Origin of the sequence: Nocardia sp. AB354 (assembly GCF_049538315.1) — a bacterium.
In the GTDB taxonomy this organism is placed as follows: domain Bacteria; phylum Actinomycetota; class Actinomycetes; order Mycobacteriales; family Mycobacteriaceae; genus Nocardia; species Nocardia nova.
Genome location: NZ_JBMVFU010000017.1, coordinates 75374 through 91965 on the forward strand (window position 1 = coordinate 75374; position 16592 = coordinate 91965).

General features: G+C 68.1%; 16 protein-coding genes. 7 read left to right on the forward strand and 9 right to left on the reverse strand.

Annotated features, from left to right (window positions below):
• Window positions 1–3 precede the first annotated feature (3 nt).
• From ACPCUW_RS23570 to ACPCUW_RS23580, 3 genes are read left to right on the forward strand one after another with little or no spacing between them, the layout of a single operon-like run.
• Window positions 4–1197, forward strand: coding sequence for a peptide synthetase (locus ACPCUW_RS23570; protein ID WP_423427141.1), 1194 nt, complete (start codon window positions 4–6; stop codon window positions 1195–1197).
• Complete coding sequence (locus tag ACPCUW_RS23575) at window positions 1194–3338, forward strand: MMPL family transporter (protein ID WP_423427143.1); 2145 nt, start codon at window positions 1194–1196, stop codon at window positions 3336–3338. The genes ACPCUW_RS23570 and ACPCUW_RS23575 overlap by 4 nt, the downstream gene beginning before the upstream one ends.
• A complete protein-coding gene (locus tag ACPCUW_RS23580) occupies window positions 3335–3736 on the forward strand; it encodes a PaaI family thioesterase (RefSeq protein ID WP_030515638.1) in 402 nt (133 codons plus the stop codon). Before ACPCUW_RS23575 ends, ACPCUW_RS23580 begins: the two co-directional genes overlap by 4 nt.
• Before the next feature lie 12 nt (window positions 3737–3748).
• On the opposite strand, the gene ACPCUW_RS23585 is transcribed toward ACPCUW_RS23580, so the two are convergent.
• Window positions 3749–4681: a quinone oxidoreductase family protein gene (locus tag ACPCUW_RS23585; RefSeq protein WP_423427145.1), complete on the reverse strand. Its 933-nt coding sequence runs from the start codon at window positions 4679–4681 to the stop codon at window positions 3749–3751.
• A 177-nt stretch (window positions 4682–4858) separates the two neighbouring features.
• On the opposite strand from ACPCUW_RS23585, the gene ACPCUW_RS23590 reads away from it, so the two are divergent.
• The gene (locus tag ACPCUW_RS23590; protein ID WP_423427147.1) at window positions 4859–5521 is read left to right on the forward strand and encodes a TetR/AcrR family transcriptional regulator; all 663 of its coding nucleotides are present in this window, start codon (window positions 4859–4861) and stop codon (window positions 5519–5521) included.
• On the opposite strand, the gene ACPCUW_RS23595 is transcribed toward ACPCUW_RS23590, so the two are convergent.
• Window positions 5513–6376, reverse strand: coding sequence for an LLM class F420-dependent oxidoreductase (locus ACPCUW_RS23595; RefSeq protein WP_423427148.1), 864 nt, complete (start codon window positions 6374–6376; stop codon window positions 5513–5515). The two genes, ACPCUW_RS23590 and ACPCUW_RS23595, sit on opposite strands and share 9 nt — an antisense overlap.
• Before the next feature lie 208 nt (window positions 6377–6584).
• Here ACPCUW_RS23595 and ACPCUW_RS23600 point away from each other — a divergent pair, with 208 nt between their 5' ends.
• Both ACPCUW_RS23600 and ACPCUW_RS23605 read left to right on the forward strand, forming a co-directional pair.
• A complete protein-coding gene (locus ACPCUW_RS23600) occupies window positions 6585–7175 on the forward strand; it encodes an HdeD family acid-resistance protein (RefSeq protein WP_030515634.1) in 591 nt (196 codons plus the stop codon).
• Window positions 7176–7383: 208 nt separating this feature from the next.
• Window positions 7384–7647, forward strand: a complete 264-nt coding sequence (locus ACPCUW_RS23605) for a GlsB/YeaQ/YmgE family stress response membrane protein (protein ID WP_036505761.1) — start codon at window positions 7384–7386, stop codon at window positions 7645–7647.
• Window positions 7648–7703: 56 nt separating this feature from the next.
• On the opposite strand, the gene ACPCUW_RS23610 is transcribed toward ACPCUW_RS23605, so the two are convergent.
• The 7 genes from ACPCUW_RS23610 to ACPCUW_RS23640 form a co-directional block, all read right to left on the reverse strand.
• Complete coding sequence (locus ACPCUW_RS23610) at window positions 7704–8747, reverse strand: MCE family protein (RefSeq protein ID WP_423427149.1); 1044 nt, start codon at window positions 8745–8747, stop codon at window positions 7704–7706.
• A gap of 212 nt (window positions 8748–8959) precedes the next feature.
• A complete protein-coding gene (locus ACPCUW_RS23615; RefSeq protein WP_423427150.1) occupies window positions 8960–10162 on the reverse strand; it encodes a hypothetical protein in 1203 nt (400 codons plus the stop codon).
• Between the two features lie 632 nt (window positions 10163–10794).
• Complete coding sequence (locus tag ACPCUW_RS23620; protein ID WP_423427152.1) at window positions 10795–11145, reverse strand: hypothetical protein; 351 nt, start codon at window positions 11143–11145, stop codon at window positions 10795–10797.
• 104 nt (window positions 11146–11249) lie between these two features.
• Window positions 11250–12161: a short-chain dehydrogenase/reductase gene (locus tag ACPCUW_RS23625; protein WP_423427153.1), complete on the reverse strand. Its 912-nt coding sequence runs from the start codon at window positions 12159–12161 to the stop codon at window positions 11250–11252.
• Window positions 12158–13675, reverse strand: coding sequence for a flavin-containing monooxygenase (locus ACPCUW_RS23630; protein WP_423427154.1), 1518 nt, complete (start codon window positions 13673–13675; stop codon window positions 12158–12160). Before ACPCUW_RS23630 ends, ACPCUW_RS23625 begins: the two co-directional genes overlap by 4 nt.
• Window positions 13676–13728: 53 nt before the next feature.
• Window positions 13729–14820, reverse strand: a complete 1092-nt coding sequence (locus ACPCUW_RS23635; protein ID WP_308248215.1) for a PDR/VanB family oxidoreductase — start codon at window positions 14818–14820, stop codon at window positions 13729–13731.
• Window positions 14817–15692 carry a metal-dependent hydrolase gene (locus tag ACPCUW_RS23640; RefSeq protein ID WP_030515626.1) on the reverse strand — a complete coding sequence of 292 codons (876 nt, stop codon included), beginning with the start codon at window positions 15690–15692 and terminating at the stop codon, window positions 14817–14819. Before ACPCUW_RS23640 ends, ACPCUW_RS23635 begins: the two co-directional genes overlap by 4 nt.
• A 119-nt stretch (window positions 15693–15811) precedes the next feature.
• Here ACPCUW_RS23640 and ACPCUW_RS23645 point away from each other — a divergent pair, with 119 nt between their 5' ends.
• On the forward strand, window positions 15812–16474 hold the full coding sequence (locus tag ACPCUW_RS23645) for a TetR/AcrR family transcriptional regulator (RefSeq protein ID WP_063023158.1): 663 nt from the start codon (window positions 15812–15814) through the stop codon (window positions 16472–16474).
• Window positions 16475–16592 lie beyond the last annotated feature (118 nt).

Sequence of the window (16592 nt, forward strand, 5' to 3'; positions counted from 1 at the left end):
ATCATGAGTACCGTCTTCCGGCGGCGGATCTCCCCGACCGAGCGCATGTACTTCCCGATGCGCGATATGGCCCCGCCGTTTCTGATGCAACTGGCGATCCCGGGAACCGGGACCCTGGACGCGGAGGCGCTGCGCCGGGCGGTCGCGGTCGCGGCCGCCGCCTGTCCGGGCGCCCGGCTGCGACGCGAGGGCAAGTACTGGGTGGACACCGGCGTGCCCCCGGCCGTGCGCGAGATTCCCGGACATGTCGTGAACTACGACCGGCTCGAGGCCGACCCGATCCTCGCGTCGGCGATCGGCCCCACCCCGGAAACCACCTGTGAGGTGCTGCTGCTGACCGGCGACCCGGTCACCGTGATCTTCCGGGTGTTCCACGGCGTCATGGACGGGATGGGCATGGTGCTGTGGACCCGCAACGTCCTCGCCGCGCTGCGCGGTGAACAGCCGGAAGAACTTCGCGACCCGGTCGCCGACCGGGAACTGGTGCGGCGCCTCGGCGCGCCGGGACGTCCCACCGCCATGATTCCCCGATTCCGTTCGGCGGTCGGCCACGGCCGTCAGGAGGTGGGCAGCCCCCGGCATCTGCTGCGGCACCGCAGTATCGGGGCCACCGGTCCCGGTGCGGTGGCGCGAGTGTCGGCGCTGCTGGCCGACGCCGCGGGCAGCACGCAGCGGATCATGGTGCCGGTCGATCTGCGCCGCCACGACGCACAGCTGCGGTCGACGGCGAATCTGGCGTTGCCGCTGTTCCTCGACATCCGGCCCGGCCAGGATTGGCGACAGGTGCGCGAAGACATGCGTGCAGGTCTGCGAGACCGCACCGAACTCAACCAGTTTGCCGCCGGCGCGATCGCCAACGCACCGCACGCCGTCGGCCGCACCATTCTGCGTACGACCAACGCGCTCGGCGCCCGCTTCGGGCGCAACCTCGCCTCGGCGACGGTCTCGCACATGGGCCGCTTCGATCTCGGCGAACTGGCGGTGCCCGGCTGGTCGCCCACGTCGGTGCGGGTGCTGCCCCAGCACAGCGTCGCGATGCCGCTGCTGTTCGCGATGGTGGAGGCGGGCGGCCGTACCGAGCTGACGGTCTCCGCGCGCAACGGCCGCGACATCGAGGATCGGCTCGAAGCGCTGCTGGACCGCATCGCCTCTACGTTGGAAAGCGAACTGCCGCAACCGGATTCGGTCCTCGCATGACGCGCTGGGCGCGGCTGGTCGGCACCCGCCCGAAACTGGTGCTGCTCACGGCGATCGGTTTCGCGATCGCGTGCGGACTGTTCGGCGCCGACGTCCAGCAGCGGGTGAGCGCGGCCGGATTCGCCGATCCCGGAAGCGAATCCGCGCTCGTCGACCGGGTGGTCACGGCGCATCTGGGCCGGCAGAACCCCGATGTGATCGCGATCGTCACCGCGCCCGACGGACAGGACCTCGCCGCACTGGGCCCGCGCGTCCAGCAGGCGGTCGACCACATCGATCCGGCGCTGCTGGCTCAGCCGGTGCAGACCTATTGGAACAATGCCCCACCGCGCCAGAATTTCCTGCGGTCGGCGGACGGACGGCAAGGGCTGGCCGTGGTGTTCGCCGCCGGCGACGACAATCAGCGCATCGCCGCCTACCACGACATCGCCGCTGCGCTGACCGTTCCCGGCGTCTCGGTGCGATTCACCGGCTACAGCGCCCTGGCCGACGAGATCGACCGGCAGTCCCGCCACGATCTGGTGCTCGCCGAATCCGTCTCGCTGCCGGTCACAGCGGTGATTCTGGTGGTGGTGTTCGGCGGAGTGGTCGCCGCCGGCCTGCCGCTGCTGGTGGGTGTGCTGGCCGTCGTGGGCTCACTGGGCGCGGTCGCGGTGATCGCGCACGTCACCGAGGTGAGTGTCTTCGCCGTGAACGTCGCCTCGCTGCTGGGACTCGGCCTGGCCATCGACTACGGGCTGTTCGTAGTCACCCGATTCCGCGAGGAACTCGCCGCGGGTGCCGCGGTTTCCGAGGCGGTGACGCGCACCCTGGCCACCGCCGGTCGGACCGTGGGATTCTCGGCACTGCTGCTGGCCTGTGCCTTCGCCGGAACGTTCGTCTTTCCGCAGGCGGTACTGCGATCGCTGGGTTTCGGGGCCATCGCGGCGGTCCTGCTGGCCGCGGGACTGTCGCTGACCGTCCTGCCCGCCGCGCTCGCCCTGCTCGGTCACCGCGTCGGCGCCTGGAGCTGGCGCCGCGACGCCTTCGACCGCGGCCGGCGCCGCGCCGAGCGATGGTGGGGCCGCGTGGTGGACGCGGTGGTGCGCCGGCCCGGCGTCGTGGCCGTCACCGTCGGCGGACTGCTGCTCGTGCTCGCCACGCCGCTTTTGGGCGTGCGGTTGGGCGATGTCGACCATACGGCCCTCCCGGCGGGCAATGCCGTGCGCGCCGGTGTCGACGAACTCGCCACGCGTTTTCCGGAGGCCGGTAGCGGCGCGACCGTCCTGCTGCGCGGTGACGGCGCCCCACCCGACTCCCGCCCCACCGCCGCCGCGATCCGGGCGCTCGACGTGGTCCCGGGTGTGCACGACGTGCAGCGACTCGCCACGGTGGACGACGCGGTGGTGCTGCACGCGGCCTTGAACGACCCGGACCGCTCCCCCGCGGCCATCGAAACCGTCACGCGCATAAGGAATCTCGAGCCGCCGGACGGCGTCGAGATCCAGGTCGGCGGCGATACCGCGGCCACCGTGGACAGCGTCGCGGCCATCACCTCCCGGATGCCGCTGATGATCGCGGTGATGGTGCTCGCCACGCTGATCCTGCTCGGCGCGGCGTTCCGCTCGGCGGTGCTGCCGGTGAAGGCGGTACTGCTGGCATTCCTCAGCCTGGCCGCCACCTTCGGCATCCTGACCTGGATCTTCTGCCGGGGCCATCTCGCCGATCTGCTGCACGTGAGTGTGGGACCGCTCTCGGCGGGGATGATGGTGCTGATCATCGCCGTCGTCTTCGGGCTCTCGACCGACTACGAGGTCTTCCTGCTCTCGCGCATGGTCGAGGCCCGTCACGACGGTTGCGACACCGTGACCGCGGTCCGCACCGGCACGGTCCGCACCGCCCGCGTGATCACCGCCGCCGCAACGCTTCTGGTGTTCATCACCGGCGCCTTCACGCTGTCCCCGCTGACGCCGATGCGATTCCTCGGCCTGGGCATGATCCTGGCGCTGGTCATCGACGCCACGCTGGTGCGGATGCTGCTGGTGCCGGCGCTGGTGCAGTTGATGGGCCCGCTGAACTGGTGGCCGATGCGGCCCGCCCGGGACCGTTACCCCGAAGGTAATGGACCTCGCGCGCGCGTCCGGGCAAGCTCGACATCATGATCGATACCGAAGGAACCCGGCTGTTCCACAGCACCATGCCGTTCACCGAGAAACTCGGCGTCGAGGTGCTCGAGCACGGGCCGAAGCTGGTGCGCAGCCGGCTCGCCTGGGACGAGAGCCTGTGCACCCTCGGCGGCGTCCTGCACGGCGGAGTGCTGATGTCGCTGGCCGACGCCACCGGTGCGGTGTGCGCGTACCTGAATCTGCCGGAGGGCAAGCAGGGCACCACGACCGTGGAGTCGAAGACGAATTTCCTGCGGGCGATCCGGTCCGGCTATGCGGTGGCCTCGTCGACGCCGCTGCACGCGGGGCGCAGCTTCATCGTGGTGGAAACCGAAATCCACGACGACGCCGGCAAACTCGTCGGCAAGGTCACCCAGACCCAGGCGGTGTTGTGAGCCCGAGCGCGCTCATCCAGGGCCGGGTCCGGCGCTGATCGCCATCCGCCCCACGTTGCGGCGGGTGGCGATCCGATCGACGACGGCATCCAGCTCGGCCCAGTCGCGCACCTCCACGCGGGGACGTATCACCTTCTCCTCCAACAGCTTCCACAACCGCGCCCGATGCTGCGCGATCAGTTCGGGTTCGGTCCGCGACAGCAGTCCCATCGAGAAGCCGGTGACCGTTTTGAGGTCGCCCAGCAGCGTGGAGGTGTCGACCGCGCCACCACCGGCGCTGTAGGCGACCAGCGTGCCGTGCGGGCCCAGGCTGTCCACGCCGCGCTGCACCAGGTCACCGCCGACGCCGTCGAGCACGATGTCGACGGCACGGGGCCACGGATCGTCGTAGGTCAGCACGTCATCGGCGCCGCACTGCCGGACAAAATCGAATTTTCCGGTCGATCCGACGGCGGCGACCACCCGGGACGCTCCCGCGGCTCGTGCGAGCTGGAGCGCCAGATGTCCGGCTCCGGACGCGGCGGCGGTGATCAGAACCGAGGCGCCCGCAACGGTTTTCGCCGCGTGCACCACACCCATGGCGACCAGGCCGCCACGCACCACGGCCAGGGCGTCGGCCGCGGGCACATCGGCCGGTATCTCGGTCACCATCGCCGTTGCGGCACAGACGTATTCGGCGTACAACGAGGCGAACACCACCCCGCCCACCCGGGTTCCGATCCAGGATTCCGCGACGCCGGGGCCCACCGCGACCACCGTCCCGACCATCTCACCGCCCGGATTCGCTGCGGCATCGGCCCGCAGCATCCGCACCAGGCCGACACCTACACCGGTCAATTCGGTGCGGACCAGCACGTGCCCCGGTCCGGGCTCGGGGCGTTCGACCTCCACGAGCCGGGAGCGGGCGAGGCGATCCGCCGCGGGAGAGAACTGAATTGCGCGCACCGACAGTGCCTTTCGTCCTGGAGCGGCAGATGGCCGCGGGCTCATGCTCGAAGTGACTCAACAGCTGTTACGGGGCAACATCCCTACCTCCTCGAATTCTTACTACCGACGTAAGATTATGACACCACGCTGCGGTAGGTCAAGGCTATTTTTATATCGGTGGTAATATTTCCGGCCATGGCCAGTGCGACGCCCGGACTGCGGGAAACCAAGAAGCAGCAGACCCGCCAGGAGATTTCCGACACCGCGACCAGGCTGTTCATCGAGCGCGGATTCGAGGCGACCACCATCGCGGAGATCGCGGAGGCCGCGCGGGTGGCGAAGAAGACCGTCACCAACTACTTCCCGCGCAAGGAGGATCTGGCACTGGACCATCACGAGCAGTTCGTCGGCGCCCTCGCCGCCGCGGTAGCCGCCCGTGCCGCCGACGAATCGGCGCTCGACGCGCTACGCCGCCTGTTCCGTTGCGCGGCACAGGATTACGCGGCCGACGTCGGATTCTCGGGACCGGAGTTCAGCCGCATGCTCGCAGACAGCCCGACACTCACCGCGCGGGTGCGCGAACTGCACGAGTTGCGCGAACAGGCCCTGGCCGACGTGCTACCCGGAGACGACCTGCTGCGCCGGACGGCGGCCGCCCAATTGGCGGCGGCCTGCCGGCTGCTGTTCCAGCGCATTCAACAGCTGCAGCTGTCCGGCGCGCCGCGGCGCCGGGTCGCGGACACCGTCACCGCCGAGGCCGAGCGCATCTTCGATCTGCTCGAACCGGCCTTCGGCGAGTACGGGCGTGCTCCGAGGGATGACTACGAGGGATTACTCCGAGTGAATGCCTCAGAGTGAGCGCAGGCGCGGCACCAGCTCCGCGGCGCGTTCGGCGTATTCGACCGGATTCCGGTCAGGCATGATGTCGAATTGCGTAATGCCCAGCGCCGCATAGCGTTCGGCGTCGGCGACGAAGGCGTCCGGATCGTCCACGACCGGGCCGATGTAGGTGGCGGTCTTGCGGATCGCGCCGTAATCGCGCCCCTCGGCCTTGCAGTGGGCGCGCAGCACATCGAGTTTGCGCGTGACGTCCTCGGGCGAGGAGGCGAACAGATTGCAGGCGTCGGCGTAGCGGGCGACCAGCAGCAGCGTCTTCTTCTCACCACCACCACCGATCAGGATCGGCGGCCGCGGACGGCTCAACGGCGCGGGTACGCACAGCGTTTCGTCGAGCTGATAATGCGCGCCCCGGTACGGGCCGTTGTCGTCGCTCCACATCTGCAGGCAGATCTGCAGCGTCTCCTCGAGCCGTTCGAAGCGCTCCCCCATCGGCACCAGCGGCACACCCAGCCCGCGTTGCTCCCGCTCGTACCAGGAGGCGCCGATGCCGAGCTGCGCCCGCCCGCCGGACAGCACATCGAGGGTGGTGACGATCTTGGCGAGCAGACCGGGATACCGGTACATCACACCGGTCACCAGCACGGCCAGGCGCATCCGCTCGGTCAGCGCGGCCACGTACCCCAGGGTCGTGTAGGCCTCGAGCATCGGCTCCTCGGCCACCCCGGTGTGTTCCATCTGGAAGTAGTGATCCATCACCGTGAATTCGGTGAAACCGGCCTCCTCGGCGATCCGCGCGGTCTCCGCGATGGCACCCGCGGTACGCGCCGGATCGGCGGGAGTCGAGAAGTTCCAGTAGTGCAGACTCAGTTCCATGACGCCTCGATTCTGCGCAGCGGTGGACAGGTGTCGATACCCGGACACAGCCTATCCAGCACGCGGTCGCGACAATGCGGTCCGGCCGGGCGAGATCGGGCCCGCACGACGGCGGAAACACCCGGATACGGCGCTCGCTCGCACACCGTAACTCGTTCGATACTGGTTAATTGCCCGCTATCGCATCCACTGGATTTATCCTGCCCACATGACAACCAGCAAAGAGGGAGTTTACGTGGGGCCATTGCACCAATTGGCCCGTGGCGCATGGCAATCATTGCTGGTCATCGGCCTGCTGTCGGTGATCGTCGGGATTATCGTGCTCGTCTGGCCCGGTCCGACGCTCGCCGTGGCCGGCATCCTGTTCGGCGTCTACCTGCTGATCTCGGGAATTCTGCAGTTGATCGCCGCCTTCGGCCCGCACGTCAGCACCGGCTACCGGGTGCTGACCCTCATCAGCGGCATCCTGTCGTTCATCCTCGCCTTCTTCGCCTTCCGCAGCATCGGCAACTCCCTGGTGTTGCTGGCTCTGTGGATCGGCATCAGCTGGCTGTTCCGCGGCATCGCCGCCATGGTCGCGGGAGCCGAAGCGCCGCAAGGGGTCCCGGGCCGCGGCTGGGCGATCTTCTTCGGCATCCTGCTGTTGATCGGCGGTATCGCACTGGTGGTCTGGCCCATCCACTCGATCACCGTGCTGGCACTGGTCGTCGGGTGGTGGCTGATCTTCATGGGCGTGATGGAGATGATCTACGCCATCGAGGTCCGCAGCGTGGCCAAGAAGACTCCCGCCGAGCTGTGATCGGCCGGCACGACCCCTTCGCCCCGGGCGCGAATCCGCCTGGGGCGATGTCGTGTCCGGGGGCGTGGATTCGTACCGGAATACCCGCATAACGGCCGGTCACACTCTCTTGCGCCGGTCCGGTGACTATAGGCACATGCGCCTGCGGACAGGGCCTTTCCCCTGCTACGGTCGGGTCCCCTACAGGTTGCCCGCAAGGAGATTCACCATGGGTATCATCACGATGATCATCATCGGCCTCATCGCCGGTGCGATCGCTCGCCTCCTGGTTCCCGGTAAGGAGAACTTCGGCTGGATTCTGACCATCGTGCTAGGCATCGTCGGCGGTTACGTCGGCGGGACCCTGGGCAGTCTGGTCTTCGCCCCGCACAAGTTCAGCGTCCACCCGCCCGTCCAGCACACTTTCCTCGGCGCGATCGTCGGTGCCGTGATCATTCTGGTCATCTACAAAGCGATTCGCAGTCGCGCCTGAGCGCACGAACAACGGGCCCGGCTTCCTCGCGGAGCCGGGCCCGTTGCCGTCGCGGGTCAGGGTCGGCAGACCGCCGACTGCGCATGACCGCCGATCTGCGAAAACAGTCCGCGCGGGAACAGGATTCCGTACAGCGAGACATCGAGGGAGCACAGATACGCGGTGGCGTAGGTGCCGTCGCCGGAGAACTTGCCGACGTCGGACAGGATTCCGGGCAGATCGATCGCGGCCTGATCCAATTTCGCGCCGTTGTCGATCAGCAGCGTCAGCGCGTCGCGGGTCGAGTTCTGCGCGGGAACCAGTTTCGGCTGTACCTGCTGGACCATCGCCACCAAACTCTCACTGGCGGTGGCGATCTGAGTCGTCGAGGCCAGCAGCGACTGCCCCTGGTCGTAGAGTCCGCTGATCAACGCCCGGGTCTGGGTGATCAGGGTTTCCAGTTCGTCGCTGCGCCGGGCCAGACCCGACATCACTCCCGACAGGTTGGTGATGATGTCTTTCAGGATCGCGTCGCGACGCTCGAAGTCCGAGGCCAGTGCGGCGGCCTGGGTGATGAAGGTGGACAGTGATACGCCGTCGCCCTGCAGCGCCTGGATCAACGTCGTCGACAGGTCGTTCACCTGTTCCGGAAGCAGATTTTCGAACAGCGGCTGAAAGCCGTTGAGGAACGCCGAGATATCGAAGGACGGTTCGGTGCGTTCGAGTGGAATCCGGCCACCGGCCGCGAGCAGGCGCGAATCCGGTGCGGTACCGGGCGCCAGCGCGAGATACCGCTGGCCGATGAGGTTCTGATAGCGGACCAGCGCCTTGGTGTCGGTGTAGAGGTGCTGATCGCGCTGCACCTCGAAGGTTACCTTCGCCAGGTGCTTGTTGGTCTGAGGATTGACGTCGAAGCCGATCTCGGTGACCTTGCCGACCCGTACACCGGCGATGCGGACATCGTCGTTGGGCCGCAATCCGAGCACATCGCTGAAGATCGCCGAATAACGGTCGGTCGGGCCGTTCACGGTGCGCGCCAGGGTATTCCAGATGACCACCGTGACCAGAATCGAGACGATGGCGAATGCGCCGAACCCGAGTGCCTGCTTGCGGATACTCATCGGCATCCGGAACCACGGACGAGCAAAACCACGCCTCCTCGAACTTCCACACGAAACCCGAAACGCCGGCAATGATTGCGCTGACCGCAGGCACTGTAGTCGGAGGCGCCCGGTTGTGACCTACGCCACGCCGGTCGGAGACGACAACAGCCCGGCGCTCAGCGCGCCGGGCTGTTGTGCGGACGGTACGAGGGGACGTACCGGAGTATGGATCAGTCCACGATCGAGCCGTTGGAGGCCGCGCGCTGCTTCGCGGCGCGGGCCGCCTTCCGCTCGGCACGGATCTGTTCGAGTTCCTGTTCGAGGCTGTCCGCGATGCGGAACTGGCCGGTGTCGTAGGCGCTCAGCGGATCCGAGTCGTCGTCGGAGGCATCGGATTTCGCCGGCTTGCTCGGCTTGCTGTCGGCGACCGAATCCGCCGCATCGGTGTCGGACCGGCGACTCGAGGACTTCTTCGGGGTCCAGATGTCCGGTTCGACGATCGGATCGACCGTCTCCACCGTGCGCGCGGATTCGGGGGCCGGCGCCTCGGATGTGGTGTCGCCGGCGCCCGGCAGCGCGGCCATCGGGGCCGGGCGGGTGTCGGGCGCGGCCTGCCGGATGAAGCTGACGAAGGTCGGCATGCTGCGGCGAATCTGTTCGGCCGGGTCGGGCAGATCGCGGATCTGATCGGTGGCCTGGGTGATGGCCTGGCCGTAGCGCTGGCTGGCCGCGTCGTGCACCAGCAGCGCCACACCGATCATCACCGGCGCCACGGCGTGCACGCCGACGTTGTACCAGTCGCCGCCGCGCAGGTACGGGTAGGTGTTGAGGCCGACGGTCAGCGCCAGCAGGGCCAGTTCGGCGAGCGCGACCTGGCGGCGGCTCTCCAGGATTCCCCATTCGGCGACCTTGTTGGTGCCGATCATGATGATGACCAGGCAGACGCTGATCATGCCTTCGAGCAGGTAGCTGAACCAGTACAGCGGATCGGTGGGGCCGCCGGGAGCGATGTTGTGCTGCACGTTGACCGCCGACCACAACATGCCGGCGATGACCACGCCCGCGAGAGCGCGCATCGACCAGGCGCGATGCCGATACAGCGACGCGACCTTCGCGTGCGGGCTGGATTCTCGTCTCTGCGCCGCAATTGCCTTGCGGGCCATCAACAGATCTCGCATATCGGCCTTCGCGATCGCTTCGGAGGTCTGCCGGGCGCGGTCGGACGTCGATGCCGCCGCCTGGACATTTTTCCAGCGCTGTTCGCGTTCCTGCTCGCGGATCTTCTCCGCGAGTTCACGTTCGGCCTGCAGCTCGTTCTCGGAGAGGGCCTCGGTCAGCGCGGGATCGAACTGGTACGCAAGCCGCCCGCGGGCCTTCTCGACCCGTCGCGCGAGCTGCCTGACCTCATCTTCTCCCGGGTGTTCGACGGTCAACTAGACCACCGCCCGGTGAGATACGGTGGCCGGCAAGTGTTCACGAAGTGGGAACGGCACATGCCATTCATAGTCGATGAACCGCCATCTGCGAAACTGCGGATTAGCCCCAATGCCAGACTTATTCGGCGTGTCGCGCGCGGCACGCCGATTCGGCGTGTCGCAATGGGTCTGCGAGGCACGAAGTTTCGCCCGGTTCCGGCTGTTCAGACGGAGCGGTCGGCTCGCGGCAGCAGCGTCGGACTCGGGCAGCAGCCGTAGCGGGAGACTCGGGGCGAAGACGCCGCGGGACACTCGGGCACAGACGCCGCAAGCAGACTCGAGTCACAAACGCAGCTGCAGACCCTAGCCACAGACCCGCAACAGACCCAGGCCGCCCAGCGTCGGACTCAGCTCCAGCCGAGCGGCAGGACCGAGGCGTGACAGCAGCGGCAGGCGCACGCCGCACACGCAGCACCAAGCTCTCGCCGAGGCCCAAGCGACAGGCGCACCTCCAGCCGCAGCGACCGGCTCAGGCTCCAGCCCGGCGGCAGGCTCACGCCACAGCGTCAACGGCAGATTCAGGCGCCAAGCGGCAGCAGCAGGCTCACGCCGCACCGGTCAGCAGGCTCACGCCGCACCGGTCGGCGGGCTCAGGCCGCGGCGGCGCGGGCGAGCATCCGGCGCACCTCGTCCGGATCCTCCACGTCGACGACGATCCGGCTGAATTCGGTGCCGGCCAGCTCGATGCGCACGCCACGCCCGTCGAAGCGGGTATCCCAGAACTCCTTGCGGCCCTTGCCGCGGAAGACACCGGCCGCGATCACGCCCGGGAAGAAGGTGCCCGGGGCGCGCATCCACGGCGGCCGCAGATCCACCTCGGCGGGCGCGACGGCGGCGATGTGGGACAGATCGAAGCGCACGCGTTCGCACAGCGAGAGCAGCCGGTGGGTGCCACGGACATGGACCGTGACCGTCGTACCCGTGATCTCGATATCGACCATCGCACACCTCATCTCGCCGAGTGGTCCTCGGGATCCATGGTGCCGAGCGGTCCTGATCGGAATCTGTGCCGATCCTTTGAAATCTCTCAGATTTGCGAGTCCGGTTACCTGCCGCGATCTGCGAGGATGCGCTGTTCCAGCCGCTGTGTCAACGACCGCACCCGCTCGTCGGCGGTCAGCCTGTGGTCGAGGGCCACGTTCACCACGCCCCGCAGCAGGGCGTACGGCTCCCATCCCGCGGGCGCCACGGTGCGCGCGGACCGGCGTTCGATGGCACCGGCGATCACCTCGGCGGCCCGCCGGGCGGTGATGCGCTGATCCAGCGGCCAGGGCAGCAGCGCGCCGAATTCGGCGCCCAGTTCGTCCTCGTCCAGAGTGTCGTGGGTCATCGCCGTCTCCACCACACCGAAATAGGCGATACCGGCCGAGGCCCCCGTTCCGCCGAGTTCCACCCGCAGCGCACGGCCCAGCTGTTCCACCCCGGCCTTGCTCACCATGTACGGCGAACCGCCCATTCCGGGGGCGAACGCGGCGCACGAGGAGACCACGACGACGTGGCCGTGCGCCGCGATGACGTCGTCGAGCGCGGGCTGGATGGTGTTGAAGGCGCCGGTGAGGTTGATCGCCAGCACCCGGTCGAATTCCTCGGGATCGAGCAGCCGCACGGTGGCCGGGCGCGGGACCACGCCGGCGTTGGCCACCACGACATCGATGCGCCCGAAGTTCTCCCGCACCTGTCCGACGGCCAGCCGCACCCCCTCCCGGTCGGCCACGTCGACGGTGATCGCGACCGCGCGGATGCCCAGTGCGGCCGCGCTCGCGCGCACGGCTTCGGCGTCGATATCGAACAGCGCGACGTAGGCGCCGCGGTCGTAGAGCAGCCGGGCCAGCTCGTAGCCGATGCCGTCGGCGCCGCCGGTGATGATCACGACCTTGTCGCGCACGTCGAGTCGCTCACCCCCGCCGAGCACCGGGGCAAGCAGCGTGCGCACCATATCGAACGGTCCTGTGATCATCGGATACTGCTCATCTCTGCGGTGGTCGGATCCGGTACGTGGCGCGACAGCAGGTAGGAGTCCGCGTCGAAACTCGCTACGCGACGGCGGTATTCGAAACTCCAGTTCGGATACAGCCCGGCGTTCTCGCCCTTGTCGGTGGTGTAGTAGCTGTCGCAGCCGCCGCCCAGCCACACCGTATCGCGACTGCGCTGCCGCATCTCGTCGAGGAACCGGTCCTGCGCCGAGGCACGGACCTCGACACGATCGACAGCGTTGTCGCGCAGGGTTTTCAGCGCGTCGACGATGTAGGCGATCTGCGATTCGATCATGAAGATCGCGGACTGGTTCCCCGCGGCGCCGAACGGGCCGAGGGTCAGGAACATATTGGGGAAACCCGCGATCGCCGCGCCCAGATAACTGCTGGGCCGGCGGCGGTAGTGGTCGGCCACGGTCAGCCCGCCGACGCCCTCGATCCGCTCGTAGAGCTTCGGTATCGCACCGAACCCGGTGCCCCAGACGATGGTGTCGACCGGATACTCCGCACCGTCGGTGGTGACGATCGATCCGGGGCGGATCTCGGCGATCGACTCGGTCACCACCTCCACATTGTCGCGGGTGAGGGCCGGATAGTACGCATCGGAGAAGATCGCGCGCTTGCAGCCGATCATGTAGTCGGGAGTCAGTTTCCGCCGCAGGGCAGGATCGTGGACCTGGCGGCGCAGCTGCATCCGCGAGAGCGCCTGGAACGGATGGCGGAAGCGGCGGTCGACGAATCCGACCAGGCCGAAACTCTCGATACCCGCGTAGTAGGCGCCCCGGAGCGCGGTGCCCAGCAGCGGTAATCGACGCAGCAGTGCGCGTTCCACGCCGAGGGTGGACCGATCCAGGCGGGAGACGATCCACGGGGCCGAGCGCTGGAACACCGAGAGCCGCCGCACCTTCGGCGCGATCTCCGGAATGAACTGCACCGCGGAGGCGCCCGTGCCGATCACGGCGACCCGCTCGCCGGTCAGGTCGTGCTCGTGGTCCCAGTGCAGCGAGTGGAACTGGGCGCCGCGGAAGGTCTCGCGTCCCGGCATATTCGGAATCTTCGGCTCGCTGAACGGGCCGACCGCCGAGATCAGCACATCGGCGCTGAGCACTCCCCGGTCGGTGCGCACGAGCCACCGCCGCCGCCCTTCGTCCCACTGCGCGCGCTCCACGTCGGTGCCGAAGCGCATATGCCGCACCACATCGTGGCGTTCGGCGACGTCGCGCAGATAGCCGAGGATCTCGGGCTGGCGTCCGTATGTGCGCGACCAGTCGGGATTCGGCGCGAAAGAATAGGAGTAGAGGTGCGAGGGCACATCGCAGGCGCACCCGGGATAGGTGTTGGCCTGCCAGGTGCCGCCCAGATCGTCGGCGCGTTCGAGAATCAGGAAGTCTTCGAATCCGGCCGCGCGCAACGACACCGCGAGGCCGATTCCGGCGACTCCGGCGCCGATCACCGCGATCGGCGTGTGTTCGGCGGGGGCGCTCTCGGATACTGCCATCGTCGAATTCCTTTCGGTGCGAGCCTCGTTGCCCGAAACGACCGGTCTGGTACTCACAGGTCGAGTTCGAGGGAGTCACCCGCCGCGCGGGAGACGCAGGTGAGCATCGTCGTCTCGCGTTCGGCGGGACTCAGCCGCCGATCGCGATGGTCGACAGCGCCCGCGTGCACGGCCACCGCGCAGGTGCCGCAGAAACCCTGGCGGCACGAGTAGGCGACGTCGGGCAGGACCCGGCCGATGGCCGCGAGTGCCGATTCGTCGGCGGCCACGTCCACGGTGTGACCGCTGCGCCGCAGCCGGATTCGGAACGGGCGGCCGTGCTGGACCGGCAGCGGCGAGAACCGTTCGGTGTGGACCGAAACGGTCGGCTCGTGGGCGGCGTCGGTGTTCAGCGCGGCGGCCATCAGCGGCGGCGGACCGCAGACGTAGATCGCGGTGCCGCGCGGCACGTCGGCCAGGATCAGATCGAGATCGGCGACACCGAATTCGTCGTCGGGACGGATCTCGAGCCGTCCGCCGCGGTGGGCCGACAGCTCGTCGAGGAACGGCATCGTGGCCCGGCTGCGGCCGAGATAGACCAGCCGCCAATCGATTCCGCGCCGTTCGGCGTCGGCCACCATCGGCAGCAGCGGCGTGATTCCGATACCGCCGGCCACGAAGACATAGTGCGGGGCAGCGATATATCCGAAGGCGTTGCGCGGCCCGCGCACTCGCAACCGGTCCCCCACCGCCACGTCGCGATGGATCTCGTCGGATCCGCCGCCGCCGTCGGGCAGGTGGCGCACGGCGATGCGATAGGTTCCGCGGTCGGCCGGGTCCCCGTTGAGCGAATACTGCCGCTGCCGCCCGGAGGGCAGGAGCACATCGATGTGCGCGCCCGGAACCCAGCTCGGCAACCGTTCGCCGTAGGGAGCGACCAGCGTCAGCACGACCACGTCCGCGGCCCGCATCTCGCGCCGGGCCACGATCAGCTCGCGTTCGAAACCGCTGCGGCGCACCGGGTTCGGTCGCGACAACACCTCGATTCGCGGTTCCGTGGTGACGCCGCGCTTGTACAGGTCGAAGATCGCGCCGACCGCCCGCAGCGGCAGCGGCGGCCGATACCCCGGCCGCTCGGCGGCCACCGGGTACGCCACTGCCGTCACCGCCGGCCCTCGCGCGCCGCCGGCGACTGCGCGAGATAGCGCAGCGCGTTGTCCATGCTCCCGAGCTGGGAGGGGTGGAATCCGGGCCGCAGGTACCGCGGAATCTCGGTCAGGAAGGTCGACATCCGCGGCACCACGCCGCGGGCGGAGGCGCTGAGGAATTGCAGCGGCCAGAACCGCCCCTTGCGCGGATCGGGATCCTTGCCGAACAGATAGCCGCCCGCGATCACGAACAGCACCATCAGCGACGAGCTGGCCAGCACCGCCGTGCGGGCCTTGCGCAGATATCCGCCGTCGACGTGCATATACGCGTCGTAGACCACGCTGCGGTGTTCGACCTCCTCCGCGCCGTGCCAGCGAATCAGGTCCAGCATCGCCGGATGCATGTTCTTGGCTTCGAGCACGTCGTTGGTCAGCAGCCACTCGCCGATGACCGCGGTGTAGTGCTCCATCCCGGCGAACAGGCCCAGCCGCTCGCACAGCCACTCGTGTTTGGCGCGGCCGGTCAAGCCGTGATCACCGAGTAGGCGATCGACCAGCCAGGCCACCGTCTCCACCATCGGGGCCACGTCGAGCCCGAGCGCTTCCAGGTGGCGACGCGCCTGCGCGTGCGAGCTGGCGTGCTGATTCTCCTGCCCGATGAAGCCCTGCACCTCTTCGCGCAGCCGCTCGTCGTCGATATGAGGCAGCGCTTCGGCCAGGGCCGCGGCCATCGCGCGTTCCCCCTCCGGGAGAACCAGGTGCATCACGTTGATGATGTGAGTGGCCATGACTTCGCCCGGAATGTAGTGCATGGGGACGGAGTCGAAATCGAATCGCACATCGCGAGCCCTGATCGCATGGGCTTGGTCGTCATAGACCGAGGTGTTCATGTCGCGTCCTTGCGGGTGGTCGAAGCGATGCTCCGACGGTAATGTTGACATCACTAGATGTCAACAGCAGCCGATGTCAACAAAACGCCTTGTCGTCGGCCCCCGGTAGCATCACCGCCATGGCCGATTCGCCGCACACTCCGAAAACGGGCAGCCGCCCCTGGCGTGGACGCGAACCGGCGGACCGCATCGCCGCACGTCGCGAACGGCTGCTGCAGGCCGGTTACGAGCTCATGGCCGGCGTCGGCGCGGCCGAGACCTCGATGCGCGGAGTATGCCGACAGGCCGGGCTCACCGAACGTTATTTCTACGAGAGTTTCGCCAATCTCGACGATCTGATGACCACCGTCCTCGAGAACACCGTCGAACAGTGCCGGGATCGACTGCTCGCCGCACTGGCAGAAGCACCCGAGGAGCGAGACCTGCTGTTCGGTCACGTGGTGCGCGCGTTCACCGATTTCCTCACCGAGGACCCCCGGCGCGGGCGCATCCTGTTCGTCGAATCGATCGCCACCCCGGCGCTGACCCGGCGCGGCAGCGAGCTGGTCGCGGTGATCACCGGGCCGATCGCGGCGGTGATCGCCGCCGACGACACCGACACACCGGCTCCCGACGAGACCGACGCGACGCTCAACGCGATGGCCATCTTCGGCGCGCTCGCCTACTGCTACCGTCCGTATCTGATCGGCGATATCACCATCGACCGCGACCGCTTCGACAACCACGCCGCCGCGATCATCCGGCAGCTCAGCACCGTGCGCTCGGCGCCGGTCCTGCGCTGAGCGCCCCTTTCCGACTTCCCCTCCCGCACGCCGCTGCGGCGCCGCCGGAACCGGTGCCGGACCTTGCCTCGTCCACCCTTCCGTAGTAGCGTCCAGACACGTGTCCATCAACGATGGA

Bases quoted from the DNA above. Each gene is read 5' to 3' on its own strand.
- ACPCUW_RS23570 (WP_423427141.1), top strand. From the start codon at position 4: ATGAGTACCGTCTTCCGGCGGCGGATCTCCCCGACCGAGCGCATGTAC.
- ACPCUW_RS23575 (WP_423427143.1), top strand. From the start codon at position 1,194: ATGACGCGCTGGGCGCGGCTGGTCGGCACCCGCCCGAAACTGGTGCTG.
- ACPCUW_RS23580 (WP_030515638.1), top strand. From the start codon at position 3,335: ATGATCGATACCGAAGGAACCCGGCTGTTCCACAGCACCATGCCGTTC.
- ACPCUW_RS23590 (WP_423427147.1), top strand. From the start codon at position 4,859: ATGGCCAGTGCGACGCCCGGACTGCGGGAAACCAAGAAGCAGCAGACC.
- ACPCUW_RS23595 (WP_423427148.1), bottom strand. From the start codon at position 6,376: ATGGAACTGAGTCTGCACTACTGGAACTTCTCGACTCCCGCCGATCCG.
- ACPCUW_RS23600 (WP_030515634.1), top strand. From the start codon at position 6,585: ATGACAACCAGCAAAGAGGGAGTTTACGTGGGGCCATTGCACCAATTG.
- ACPCUW_RS23605 (WP_036505761.1), top strand. From the start codon at position 7,384: ATGGGTATCATCACGATGATCATCATCGGCCTCATCGCCGGTGCGATC.
- ACPCUW_RS23610 (WP_423427149.1), bottom strand. From the start codon at position 8,747: ATGAGTATCCGCAAGCAGGCACTCGGGTTCGGCGCATTCGCCATCGTC.
- ACPCUW_RS23620 (WP_423427152.1), bottom strand. From the start codon at position 11,145: ATGGTCGATATCGAGATCACGGGTACGACGGTCACGGTCCATGTCCGT.
- ACPCUW_RS23625 (WP_423427153.1), bottom strand. From the start codon at position 12,161: ATGATCACAGGACCGTTCGATATGGTGCGCACGCTGCTTGCCCCGGTG.
- ACPCUW_RS23630 (WP_423427154.1), bottom strand. From the start codon at position 13,675: ATGGCAGTATCCGAGAGCGCCCCCGCCGAACACACGCCGATCGCGGTG.
- ACPCUW_RS23640 (WP_030515626.1), bottom strand. From the start codon at position 15,692: ATGAACACCTCGGTCTATGACGACCAAGCCCATGCGATCAGGGCTCGC.
- ACPCUW_RS23645 (WP_063023158.1), top strand. From the start codon at position 15,812: ATGGCCGATTCGCCGCACACTCCGAAAACGGGCAGCCGCCCCTGGCGT.